This window comes from Lachnospiraceae bacterium JLR.KK002 (assembly GCA_036941025.1).
Classification (GTDB): domain Bacteria; phylum Bacillota; class Clostridia; order Lachnospirales; family Lachnospiraceae; genus Petralouisia.
Genome location: JAYMNP010000001.1, coordinates 3,173,479 through 3,186,120 on the forward strand (window position 1 = coordinate 3,173,479; position 12,642 = coordinate 3,186,120).

Below are 12,642 nucleotides of genomic sequence, written 5' to 3' on the forward strand. Positions count from 1 at the left end.
GAAAACCTTCCTTTCGCTTCCGTTATTTTGCGCAATATAAAAGTTCATATATATCAATATCTGCGCTATTTTCATACCAGTCATATAATTTTTCTATACTTTTTTCCAAAGGTGTATACTCGAATTGGGGAAACTCGTCCAGAAAACGGTCACATCGTGCTGTATATTCATTTCCCATTCCTTCTCTGCATATCAGTACCGGCAAATCTTTTTTGCTCACTTTTAAAACAATCTGACAAATCTCACTCAGCCGGACAGTTTTTCCTGATACCAGATTATAAGTATGATATTTCGGCTCATTTTGCAGAAAGCACTCCAGCATTCTGCAAAAATCTTCAATCCACAAATAATCAAAACAAACATCCTGACTTATTGATAATGGCAAATTCTTAATCGCTTTACAGCACACATTAGATATGAATTTAAGAGGATAATATTCATATTTTCCAAAAATACCAAATAACCGAAAATTATAGATATTCTGACTGCTCTCTATCAGCTGACCAATTGTATATTTCATCAGTCCATAAGTATCTACCGGAATCGTGGCTCCAACAGTTTCTTCTCTCACTTTGACTATGGGAAATCTTTTATCATATTCTGCCCCGGAACCCAGATAAAACATTTTTCCATATAAATTTATATTTTGTGCAAAGTTCAAAAAAATTCTCAGATTATATTCCACTTTTTTTGTATCGTCTTTCTGGTTATCCGGACGTTTCGCATATACTGCAAAATGCAGCACATAATCAAAATGATGTTTTTCCAGATATTGTGTTACCTGTTTCTCATTCAAACAATCCAACTCTTTACTGGAGGGCGCATATACTATATATTTTTCATTTTTCCTCGCCAGGAAATCTATTACATTGCGCCCTATAAACCCGCTTCCGCCGGTAATCAAAATTTTTAACATATCTGTTTTCCTTATCCTATTTACAATTACAGTAAAAATATCAGATAAAATTCTTATTATTCCCTGTAATGCAAACAAAAAAGCTGACAAATGCCAACCTCTTAATTCTGCTACCAAAACCAAAGAACCACTTCTGCAAAGCAATTCTTCTGGTTTTTATAACATTCCGTCTTCAATTAAAAATTTTTTAGAAATATGATCTAAGATCCTCTCTGCCATGACTTCCTCCCTGAATTTAACGCAGCCTCCATGCTGCAACAGACCTGATACTTGAATCATTCACTCTATTATATATCGAACATATAAAAAAATAATTTAGCTTTTCAAAATATATGTAATATTTTCCCAATTTTTCTTTCTTTTATCCCGTCCTTTTTGTTATATTTGCACTAAAAAATAACGTATTTTTATTTTTTATAATATAGTAAAAAGAGCCCGAAAATGAAGATAAATAATCTTCCAATAAATAAAAAAAGAGCCGGTATATACCGACTCTTTTTAAAAATCTTATATTACTGTAACAGTGACAATACACCCTGGTTGGACTGGTTAGCCTGTGCAAGCATGGACTGGCCTGCCTGTGCAAGAATGTTATTCTTGCTGTATTCAACCATTTCAGATGCCATATCTGTATCACGGATACGGGATTCTGCTGCCTGAGTATTCTCTGCCACGTTATCCAGGTTGGCAATTGTATGCTCAAGTCTGTTCTGTAATGCTCCGAGTGCAGATCTCTGGCTGGATACATTGTTGATTGCATTCTGAATCATTGTAATGGTTCCGGTTGCCTGCTGGTAATCTCTTACGTTCGGTGTGCTAACTGTTGTAGCCGGTTTGCTTGCAACTTTAAAGATCTGAGCTGCACACATTGCCAGATTCTTAGCACATGTTCTTACATCTCCAGAATTTGTAGTAATTGTTCCATTCTGGGTCTTATAATATGCCACACCTTTTGAATTAGCAGAATAAATCGCTCCAACCTGTACGGTACATGCTGCAAGAGCCCCGATAGATCCTCTTAAAGCTGCAGAATTATTTGTACCAACTTTCTGATTCTTAACAACTTCATTGGTTGTCAGATAACCAGACATTGCTCCTACCTGAGTAGGTTTGATTCCGATTGCTGCTGCATTCATTGCTGCAATATTGATGGTAATCTTCTGATTCTGGTTTGCTCCTACCTGAAGGTTCTTTCCGGTAAAGCTGCCATCTAACAGAGACTGTTTATTGAACTGTGTGGTTGCGGAAATACGGTCAAGCTCTTCTACCAGTGCGCTTAACTCCTGATTGATTGCGTCACGGTCAACGTTCTGGTTGGTGTCATTTGCTCCCTGTACTGCCAGTTCATTCATTCTCTGAAGAATGCTGTGAGCTTCATTCAGCGCGCCTTCTGCTGTCTGAATCAATGATACGCCATCCTGTGCGTTAGAGGATGCTTTGTTCAGTCCTCTGATCTGGCTTCTCATCTTCTCGGAAATCTTTAATCCTGCTGCATCATCGCCTGCACGGTTGATTCTGTATCCGGATGATAATTTCTCAGATGATTTTGCCTGTGTGCTTGTGGTAACGCCTAACTGACGGTTCGCGTTCATTGCGGTAAGATTGTGCTGTACTACCATTGCCATAATGTTTTCCTCCTTGAACTTAATGCAGCTTCCATGCTGCATGTGATATTATAGTCATCTGCCCGTCAGATAACCATTTCTGACAGGCAGAATAACAAACTTCTTAACTTTTAATAAGATTATACTATTACTGTAACAGTGACAGTACGCCCTGGTTAGACTGGTTAGCCTGTGCAAGCATGGACTGGCCTGCCTGTGCAAGAATGTTGTTCTTGCTGTATTCAACCATTTCAGATGCCATATCTGTATCACGGATACGGGATTCTGCTGCCTGAGTATTCTCTGCTACATTATCCAGGTTGGCAATTGTATGCTCAAGTCTGTTCTGTAATGCTCCAAGTGCAGATCTCTGGCTGGATACATTGTTGATTGCATTCTGAACCATTGTAATGGTTCCGGTTGCCTGCTGGTAATCTCTTACGTTCGGTGAGCTAACTGTTGTAGCCGGCTTGCTTGCAACTGCGAAAACCTGTGCTGCACATGCTGCAAGGTTTGCTGCACATGCTCTTACCAGACCGGATAATGTGGTAATGGTTCCATTGTTTGTTTTGAAATATGCTGTCTTTGTATTACCTGCAGAATAAAGTGCACCAACCTGTGTAGTACATGCTGCAAGGTTCGCAATAGATGCTCTCAGCTTTGCAGAACCAGCTGTACCGCTTGCCTTAGTGGTCGCATCAGCAGCTGTATAGGTACCAGCTTCATTTTTAACTTTCTGGTTCTTCACAACTTCATTGGTTGTCAGATAACCAGACATTGCTCCTACCTGGGTAGGTTTGATTCCGATTGCTGCTGCATTCATTGCTGCAATATTGATGGTAATCTTCTGATTCTGGTTTGCTCCTACCTGAAGGTTCTTTCCGGTAAAGCTGCCATCTAACAGAGACTGTTTATTGAACTGTGTGGTTGCGGAAATACGGTCAAGCTCTTCTACCAGTGCGCTTAACTCCTGATTGATTGCGTCACGGTCAACGTTCTGGTTGGTGTCATTTGCTCCCTGTACTGCCAGTTCATTCATTCTCTGAAGAATGCTGTGAGCTTCATTCAGCGCGCCTTCTGCTGTCTGAATCAATGATACGCCATCCTGTGCGTTAGAGGATGCTTTGTTCAGTCCTCTGATCTGGCTTCTCATCTTCTCGGAAATCTTTAATCCTGCTGCATCATCGCCTGCACGGTTGATTCTGTATCCGGATGATAATTTCTCAGATGATTTTGCCTGTGTGCTTGTGGTAACGCCTAACTGACGGTTCGCGTTCATTGCTGTAAGATTGTGCTGTACTACCATTGCCATAATGTTTTCCTCCTTGAATTTAACGCAGCTTCCATGCTGCATGTGATATTTTTATAATCATCTGCCTGTATATAATACAGATGACCATTCTGCCGAAGCAGTTTTTCGTTCTGTTCCCTGAGGCTTCTGAACAGCCTTCCGGAAACTTTATGCAACTCTTTCTTCAGTTGTAACAGTTGCACTTCTGACTTACATTATTTTTATCGGTTCTTTTTGAAAAGAGTTTATACTTTTTTACATTTAATTTTACTTTTTGTCATGTACTGCATTCCACTGCCACTTTACAGCTTTTCTTATAGCAGGCAATGCCAAATTTATAGATTGTTTTTATCTCTTCCTGTTTCAAAAGTGATTCATATCCCTTTTTTTCAATCTGTTCCATCGCCTGACTGCAGGCAGCGTCAAAGGTTCCGTTTTCAGCATATTTTATTTCTATAATACATCCGGTCTTCTCCGATGGAATGATAAGCATAATATCCATATGACCAACCCCGGATTCTGCATTTGACTTTACAATCCAGCTCTCTTCTGCCCTCATCAGCCCAAGCAGCATTCCATGGTAAAAATTTTCCTTCATTTCTTTTCTGACATAAGTATCACGAATACTGATGGATTCTTCCATAAAACTATTGAACAATACCTGAACCGTATTCCCATTCCCTTCTTTTACTGCTGTGCAGAACTTCTGCCACCGCTCCGTATTACTCACCATTTTCTTCTCAAACCAGGCCAGAATTTTTTCTTCATAGATTCCAAGAATTTCCCTGTTCGGAATAACCAGCTCGTGAATCCTGCCAGCTGATTCCCCTGCATCTGTAAGATAACCGGTTGCATAAAGTATACTCCACAGATACATCTGCTTTTTCTGCCTGTTCCCGTTGTCAAAATCTGAATATGTCAGTCCTGAAATCAGCGGTTTTTCTATGGATTCACCAGATATAAGCGCTTCCATTTCTGTTCTCGTGGCTTCGGTAGAATGTTCCAGAATATCTTTCACAATACTGTTACTGCTGCTGTTCTCCCAATGTGATTCCATCCAGGCACTTTCTGATTCACAAAATTTATCGCACTGATTAAGTACATCCCAGGGGCAGTAAACATGAACATTTCCGAATCGATATCCATCATACCACTCTCTGAATAATGCGATCTTCTCTCCCAAATCATAATAGTCCAGCAATTTGGTTACTTCCTGATCTGTAAAACCAAAATATTCTGCAAAACGGACATCCGAAACTGTCCGAACTTTGAAATTATTCAGTCCTGTAAAAATACTTTCTCTGGCAATCTGAAGGCAGCCTGTTATCACTGCAAACTCAAGATTCTCATTTGTTTTAAGGGCCTGGCTGAATATGGAACGAATCAAATCTACCATTTGCAGATAGTATCCATTATGATATGCTTTGTCCAGCGGCACATCATACTCATCAATCAGTACAATAGCAGATACCCCATAATGTTTTCGCAACAGTCTTGTTAACAGTTTCAGGCTATGATGGAGATCAGAGGATTTCTCCAACCGATTTTTTATCAAGTGTTCCAGCTTTTCCTGATCATGGGGCATTAATCGGTCGCTTTTCATAAGAAAATCCAATCTTGCAGCTTCTTCGCTGACAACCGTACACAGCGCATCATATGCAGCCTGAAAGTTTTCCCCTCCAACGTCTTTCAGACTGACAGAGATAACAGGATATTTTCCCATATATTGTTCACACAGTTCTTTTTCTTCTGCAATTTCAAGCCCTTCAAACAATGAAGGATCCGTGTCAATCTCAAAAAATGTTTTCAGCATATCCAGGTTTAAACTTTTCCCAAAGCGCCGGGGACGCGTAAAAAGGTTTACACTGCCTCTGGTTCTCAGCAGTTCACTGATAAAACCTGTTTTATCCACGTAATAGAATCCTTTCGTTCTGATATTTCGAAAAAATTCTTCTCCTATCGGGAGTTTTTTCCTTTCTTTCACAATTTTCACCTCTTTTCGGATATCAGTTTTTCCATCTGTACATAACACAATCCCCTCCGGACATCCGTCCGGAGGGGTATCTGCTTTTTATTTCTTTTTGTCCATAAACTGAGCGTCTACATAATTCAGCTTTGCCATATTGGTATAATACTGCTTCGCTACCGTAGAAGAATTCCTCATACTTTTTACTTTTTTCCGTTCCTGAGAAAAGCGACGCTCCACCAGTCTCCGGTTACGAACTTCTTCACTCTGAATCGTCACGGATTTCTCCGTAATTTCCGTGATAAGCTGCTTCATAAGCAGAATATCTTCTTTATGGGCCTGTTTTTCTGTTTCCAGAACAGCTTTCACACGACTGTACAGTTCTTCGAACCCTTCATCCAGAAAATTAATGTGATCAATCAGGTTCCCCTTTTCCTCCACGTTCTGCTCAAAGGCACCTCCGTCAAACTCTTCCTGTTCCAGAATCTGCTGCTGTTCTTTATTCTTCTCAATAATTTCATCCAGAACCTGCACCTTTTTCTGAAGGCTCTGAATCATAACGCTTACATAATCATTTCCCATATTATTCCGCCTTTGCAGCTTTATTCTGCCCCATCACTTCTTTCCAGGTGTCGCGCATGGTACGAAGATGGGACAGCACTTCTTCCAGAATCTCTTTGTCTTTCTTCAGATTTGCCTCGACCAGACGGTCCATGATGTAATTGTAAACATTTTCAAAATCTCTGGCAACTTCATATTTATGATCCAGTGTTGACAAAAATTCTGAAATAATATTTTCAACTTTCGTAATATTATTATGTGCTTTTTCCACATTTTTTTCTTCAATTGCAACTATCGCAATATTACAGAATTTGATTGCCCCTTCATAGAGCATCAATGTCAGCTCCGCAGGGGAAGCTGTCATAATTTTGTTCCTTGCATAGGCATCATATCCTCTGTTCGCTATCACGTTATGTCCTCCTTATCAGCCTCCGAACAATGAAGAAAGTGAATTTGTCTGAGACTGCAGTTTTCCAAGTGCAGTTTCCATGGCAGCAAATTTCTTATAATAGGCTTCTTCCATGGCCTGTAATTTTTCTTCCCATTTCTTAATAGTCTTGGTGTATTCGTCATACTCGGCCTGCATCTGTTTGTCATTGTAAACCTTATAGATACTGCTGGAACTGGTAGCCTGCATTTTCTCATGAAGGCCGTCATAAACAGTATTTGCAAGCTGTGTAAAGAAACTTGCCACTCCGTCGGGATCTTCGGCAATCATTTTGCGCAGTTTGTCATCATTACCGGAAGAAACAGCATCATCTTCATCATGGTCAATATGATATGCATAAGACTCATTTTCTGCCGCATTAAAATATCCTGCTGTTTTAATTCCGAAAGAAGCAAGACTGTATTTTTTGCCGTCTACCTCAAAAACTTTTGCCATGTTCATGGACATATTGCTCATTACGGAGCGCAGTGTCTCATCCCGTCTTAAAATGGAGTCTTTGATCTTGGTCTCCCACTTTTCTATTTCCTTCTCGGACATGGCTTCTTTCTCATCATCCGTCAGAGGTTCATATCCCTTGGCAGCAGGAGCATTATAAGCAGATTCCATGGAATTCATCAGTTCATTGTATTCCTTAAAGAAACTCTTAATCATATCATAGACACCATCCACGTCTGTGGATGTGGTAATAGTCATTGCTCCATTGCTGACGCCTGTAGCTGTAATATTCAGACCATTGATGGAAAAATCATTGGATTCTCCCTCAAACAGCGCGCCATTCAGAATAATCTGAGCATTCGTAGCATCCTGCTTGGTGGCAAGATTCATACCTGAAGTTTCAACCGCACCGGCGTCCTGATAGTCTTTCTTTGTAGCCAGTCCAAGGCTGTCTGCAACTTTAAAACTGTCATCCGGCTTGCCGTCCGGGCCTTTACCTGCAACCAGTTCCACGGCATCCGTTCCGTTTTTGGAACTCAGGTTAAATCCGCCTTTTGCAGAATCGTATTCCAGCTTCATGCCGGTGGCATCAAAATCATTGATGAGGCTGTTCCATGTACTGTTCTCATCAACGGTTATTGTCTTTTCAACACCTCCCACGTTAAACTTCATGGTTCCGGTGGGAATTTTATAACTGAGTGCCAGAAGATTGTTCAGGTCATTTGACGGAGAGGTACTGTCCAGATCCAAACCATTAAATTTACTGCTTCCTGAAATCATGCCATTGGATGAGAACGCATAATCTCCTCCGGCTGCTTCAAAATTCTCTTCTGTTGCCAGTCCAAGGCTGTTCAGCATATTAAATGCTGCCGTATCCCCTTCGTTTACTACAAAACTGAAATCATTTCCTACTCCGGTAGTTTTTGAACTTAAAATAAATCTCTGCTGGGTTACGTCGAAATTTGCAGAAATACCTTTTTCACCTAATGCTTTTGTCAAATCAGCCACGGTATCTGTTGCATTCACAAATATGGTTTTTCTTTCACCACCCACATCAAAAGTCAGATTCCCGCTTTTCACGCCCAGAGCAGAGAGACTTGTATCGTTTGTAATCTGTCCGCCATAAGCCTGCTTAATTTTTCCTCCGGTCAGATACCCGGCAGTTGCCAGCCTCTTTACTTCCAGAGTCTGAGTTCCGTTGACAACACCGGCCCCTGCTGTTACCTTTGCCTTAGTCTCGTCAGATACGGTAGTTGTCTTCTTGTTAAAGTTACCTACCCGGCGCATATTTGACAGGGTCTTGCTGTAGAAATTGTAAATCTTGGTATTCATGTCTTTCCAGGATTCCTGCTTCCAGGAAAGTTTGGTCTGAGCCTTTGTATATTTATCCTGTTTGGTACGATACGCTGATACCAGTTCCTGTACAATGGCATCCGTATCAAGTCCTGAATTTAATCCAGAAAGTCTGATTGGCATATTTCTTCCTCCTATCCTCGTTCATCTATCATAATTCCCGCTAATTCCCATACTTTTGCAATCATATCCAGCGTCTCTTCCGGCGGAAATTCCCGAATCACTTCTTTGGTTCCTTTGTCTACCACCTTAATGGTGACCCGGTTGGTGGCGTCATGTATACCGAAAATAAGTTCTGAGTTCTTCGCCTTCCGGTTTACTTCCTCCACTGCACGCTTCATGCTGTTTTTCTTCTTCGCCATCTCCTGCGCTTCTATGGGACTTTGCTTTTCTTCTCCTGAAACTCCTGCTTTCTCTGAAACCCCGGTCTTTTCCAATACTCTGTTTTTCTCCGGAATCACAGCGTCCGGCAAAGTCATTTTCCGCTCTGCCTGCGGTGTTTCAGGGCTTCCTGCAGTTTCCTGTCTGGTAACCACTTCCTGTTTAACAGGCACCTCCGGCCCACTTCCCTGATAAGGCGCGGATGATGTACTTACCTTTCGAACTTCCATACTATCACCTCCGTGTGAAACATGACCGTTATAGTTTTATCTCTTATTATATATCGGTCGTCTGACAGAAAAATTAAGAACTATCCCTTAATTTTCAGCTTACATCCCTCTGTCTGCAGGCTGGCCGCATGTTCAGATAAGGCTGTCAAAAACCGCAGCATACGTCAGCGATTCAGTTGTCTTTCTTTTTCTCATTCCACAGCCCGTTTTCTTCCACTATGGCCCTCAGCTTTTCCCTGGCTCTTTTGGCCAGATGTCTGACATTATCTTCTGTTTTCCCCAGGACTTCCGCAATCTCTTTCGTGCTCATATCATAATAATATTGCAGAATCAGCACTTCCTGATAGGAAACTTTCAGTTTTTTCAGAAGACTCACCAGAGCTTTCTGTTCTTCCGCCTCCTCCAGAATTAATGCCACATCTTTGTCAAAAATATCTTCCTGTGTCCATGACTCATCCAGCTCCACTTCCCCTCGCTTCTGTCTCTGCCTGTACAGGTCGAACGTTCTGTGCCGCAACGTGAGTTTTATGTAATACCATGCTTTGTGAGGTTCCGCGTTAATTAGTGTCTGCTGATTAAGTAGCTATCTGCAACTTCCAACTCTTACATCTGCTCCGGTCATGCCAGAATCGGAACAGATGCAAAAGAGCGCAAAGTATTCGCCTCTGAATCCTGAACAGATTCGTCACGAATACAGATAATGCAATAGAAGTCAGCTGCGTTTCTTCCAGTTTTGTGGTAATGCAGCTCATACCATAGCAGCGTTTGCTCAGGCTGAAGGTGCGCTCCACTTCGATTCTATCGGTATTATCCTGATACTCTTGCTTTTTATCAACTTTTGCTGTGGCACTTGGTCTGCCCAGCTTTGGACCTGATAACCGGATCCCATGCTCCTTGCAATAACTCCTGTTTTCCCTGGTCCGATATATCTGATCTGCCAGAACACGTTCCGGATAATAACCAGTACGTTCTTTGAAACGCTCTATTGCTTCAATCAGGCAGGTACTCTCGTTGTATGCCTCAAAAGATATTTTTTCGATACGCCCGTAACCTTCGCTGTCAAGACTGAGATCAAATTTTGCACCAAATTCAACAGGTGCTTTGACCTTACCTCTGACAATCGGTCGAAGCCATGGCTGCGCAATGCTTACAATGCGATGCTCCACAGAATGGACTCTGTTATCATACATATACTGTTGCTGTTCATGCAGCTTGATGATGGTAAGATACAAGTCGATATCCTTACCTGCCATGGCGTATCCATCACTCATGAACTGTTCCAAATAGCCAAGATCTCTTTTCACATAGCCAAGCTGTCTGCGGATTGCGCTGCGGATTTTCTTTGCCGTGTGCTTTCTGCTCTTGGCAAATGCAAGATACTCTTTTCTGGCGCGTTTGCGGTATCTTCTGGGCAGCTTAAGACCATAACATTTACAAAATCGGTAAATGATGTTTTCCAGCTTCTCTCTTGCTTCGTTCAAAAGCGAGATGTCCTGCGGATAACGTATGTTTGCAGGTGCACAGGTTGCATCAAGGGTCAGCGTTCCTTTGTTTGTATCTTCTTTTGCAGTACCATCATCACCGGATTTTCCTACGGATGGAGGAGTATGGTCATCTTTGTCATCATCCTTATGGGAAAGAAGATACTCGTTTACTTCCATCAGCATCTCTGCGGAAATGCGTTTACGGAAGAGAACCAGTGTACTTGCATCAAACGGAGCTTCTTCCCGAAATCCAGGAAGCCCGATAAAGTATTGCAGATACGGATTCTCTGCGATCTGTTCTACAAGCTCACGGTCGGAATACTGGAACTTGGTCTGGATGATCAGAGCTCCTAATGCCATACGAAGAGGCTTGGCAACATTGCCCGTATCACTTGGAAACAGCTTGGCATATTTTACTTCAAACTCGTCCCATGGGATGCGGTCAGCCAGTTTGATCCAACGGTTATCCGGATTCATGTGGAGTCCCATAGGCTGGTTGAAATCGAGGAATGAATGCTGTAACTTGTCAATCGGTTTGTACATTGTTTTAGCTCCTTTATACTCAAAATCTGTAAAAAACTGCAAGAAAAACGATTTGTTTTCGTCAAAATCCTTGCAATTATTGTACCAGAAAACGGGGCAAAAGTCAGTAAAATCAAGTGTTTGCAACCTAATCAGCAGACACTAATTATCCGGTCCACATACTGTATCAGTAACACAAAGGTTTCATGCACCATATCTTCCGCATCGGAAGGATTGTGCAGAATGCTGTTTGCCATTCGGAACATGTCGTCCCGGTACTTCTCATAAATTTTCGTAAAAAATTTCCTTTCTTCATCTGTTTCCAACAGAAGCAGATATTGAAACATATCTCTCCCCTCCAGTAACTTCTTTTCTCTTTTGTGAATTTTAAAAGGTGCAAAATCTCTGCTGCTATCTTATATATAAACTTTACACATTGTTTTGCCCCTTTTCAATCCCCACGCCGGAAAATTTGAAGAATTAATTCCTGTATTCCGAGAATTCCGGTATTTTTTATAAAAAACAGGGTGAGCAGGCATAATTATTTTGTCGCGCCGAGTGCGGATTTATCCTAAGTGGTACCAGGCTTGCCCGGGGGATACTTTCACGCTTTAGCGTGACAGGGTCTTTCCTGTAAGAAAAAAAATCCACGGGAATCAGGAGCTTACTGTCCCTGATTCCCATGGACTTTTTCTTTTGCAATCAATCTCTGTTCTTCTGGCAGAAAAATGGAAATACCATCCTTTCTGTGAACCTGTTCTTATAAAATACTCTTCAGGGCTGTCAGGCTGTCTGCTGAAGAAGCGGCCTCATTTTCTTTCTGTATCTGAAGATATACTTCTTTGCGATACACAGGAACTTCTTTCGGTGCATTGATTCCAACTTTCACCTGATCCCCCCGCAGTTCCAGGATACTGATTTCAATATCATTATTTAAAATGATGGATTCTCCTTTTTTTCTGGTTAATGCCAGCATCCTATTCACCCGCCTTTTCTTTTTTAGCCTTCAAAATCTCGTATATTGGGAATTTTACCGGAAAATCATCTTCTACAATGACCTGATGGGCTTTCCGTTCATCCGTATTGATTACAACAGGTGCTTTCAGATTCACACTCAGCAGTGTGATGTCTTCTTTGGCTGTGACAGTTACCAGTACGTAAGTATTTTCTGCGGTCAGGTTCCCCAGATGTTCCAGCGCCTCGTCCTCCACCTGAGGATTGTAATCCTCTTTCACCAGCAGCGGATCCATAACCGGGAGGGCAAATGCGGGCTCATCCAGAGACTGAAGCCAGGAAATTCCTTTGCGGGCCCCGTCCTCTCCTTCATCGTAAATCAGTGTGAATTTCTGGCAGTCCGGAAAACCGATAATGCCTTTTTCAAAAAAGATTATTTTCTCATCTTCTATATCTATCTCTCCGAATAATCGTGTCTCAATCTGCATAGCTTCCTC

13 protein-coding genes are annotated in these 12,642 nt (G+C 41.6%); all 13 read right to left on the reverse strand.

Annotated features, from left to right (window positions below):
* Window positions 1-22: 22 nt before the first annotated feature.
* Entirely contained in the window at window positions 23-1,033 is a 1,011-nt protein-coding gene (locus VSQ32_15405; GenBank protein MEH2944211.1) for an NAD-dependent epimerase/dehydratase family protein, read from the reverse strand.
* A gap of 395 nt (window positions 1,034-1,428) precedes the next feature.
* On the reverse strand, window positions 1,429-2,535 hold the full coding sequence (locus VSQ32_15410) for a flagellin (protein ID MEH2944212.1): 1,107 nt from the start codon (window positions 2,533-2,535) through the stop codon (window positions 1,429-1,431).
* Between the two features lie 133 nt (window positions 2,536-2,668).
* On the reverse strand, window positions 2,669-3,832 hold the full coding sequence (locus VSQ32_15415) for a flagellin (GenBank protein MEH2944213.1): 1,164 nt from the start codon (window positions 3,830-3,832) through the stop codon (window positions 2,669-2,671).
* Between the two features lie 256 nt (window positions 3,833-4,088).
* On the reverse strand, window positions 4,089-5,795 hold the full coding sequence (locus VSQ32_15420) for an AAA family ATPase (GenBank protein ID MEH2944214.1): 1,707 nt from the start codon (window positions 5,793-5,795) through the stop codon (window positions 4,089-4,091).
* An 87-nt stretch (window positions 5,796-5,882) separates the two neighbouring features.
* Window positions 5,883-6,359 (reverse strand): flagellar export chaperone FlgN, encoded by a 477-nt coding sequence (flgN, locus tag VSQ32_15425; protein ID MEH2944215.1) that lies wholly within the window; start codon window positions 6,357-6,359, stop codon window positions 5,883-5,885.
* Between the two features lies 1 nt (window position 6,360).
* The gene (gene fliS / locus VSQ32_15430) at window positions 6,361-6,747 is read right to left on the reverse strand and encodes a flagellar export chaperone FliS (GenBank protein ID MEH2944216.1); all 387 of its coding nucleotides are present in this window, start codon (window positions 6,745-6,747) and stop codon (window positions 6,361-6,363) included.
* Between the two features lie 15 nt (window positions 6,748-6,762).
* Complete coding sequence (gene fliD, locus VSQ32_15435; protein MEH2944217.1) at window positions 6,763-8,697, reverse strand: flagellar filament capping protein FliD; 1,935 nt, start codon at window positions 8,695-8,697, stop codon at window positions 6,763-6,765.
* An 11-nt stretch (window positions 8,698-8,708) separates the two neighbouring features.
* Window positions 8,709-9,185: a flagellar protein FlaG gene (locus tag VSQ32_15440; GenBank protein ID MEH2944218.1), complete on the reverse strand. Its 477-nt coding sequence runs from the start codon at window positions 9,183-9,185 to the stop codon at window positions 8,709-8,711.
* 172 nt (window positions 9,186-9,357) lie between these two features.
* Window positions 9,358-9,747 carry an RNA polymerase sigma factor gene (locus tag VSQ32_15445; protein MEH2944219.1) on the reverse strand — a complete coding sequence of 130 codons (390 nt, stop codon included), beginning with the start codon at window positions 9,745-9,747 and terminating at the stop codon, window positions 9,358-9,360.
* Between the two features lie 13 nt (window positions 9,748-9,760).
* Entirely contained in the window at window positions 9,761-11,212 is a 1,452-nt protein-coding gene (locus tag VSQ32_15450; protein ID MEH2944220.1) for an IS5 family transposase, read from the reverse strand.
* A gap of 131 nt (window positions 11,213-11,343) precedes the next feature.
* Window positions 11,344-11,538, reverse strand: a complete 195-nt coding sequence (locus VSQ32_15455; GenBank protein MEH2944221.1) for a sigma factor — start codon at window positions 11,536-11,538, stop codon at window positions 11,344-11,346.
* A gap of 413 nt (window positions 11,539-11,951) precedes the next feature.
* Window positions 11,952-12,167, reverse strand: a complete 216-nt coding sequence (gene csrA / locus VSQ32_15460; GenBank protein ID MEH2944222.1) for a carbon storage regulator CsrA — start codon at window positions 12,165-12,167, stop codon at window positions 11,952-11,954.
* 1 nt (window position 12,168) lies between these two features.
* Window positions 12,169-12,633 carry a flagellar assembly protein FliW gene (locus VSQ32_15465; protein ID MEH2944223.1) on the reverse strand — a complete coding sequence of 155 codons (465 nt, stop codon included), beginning with the start codon at window positions 12,631-12,633 and terminating at the stop codon, window positions 12,169-12,171.
* Window positions 12,634-12,642 lie beyond the last annotated feature (9 nt).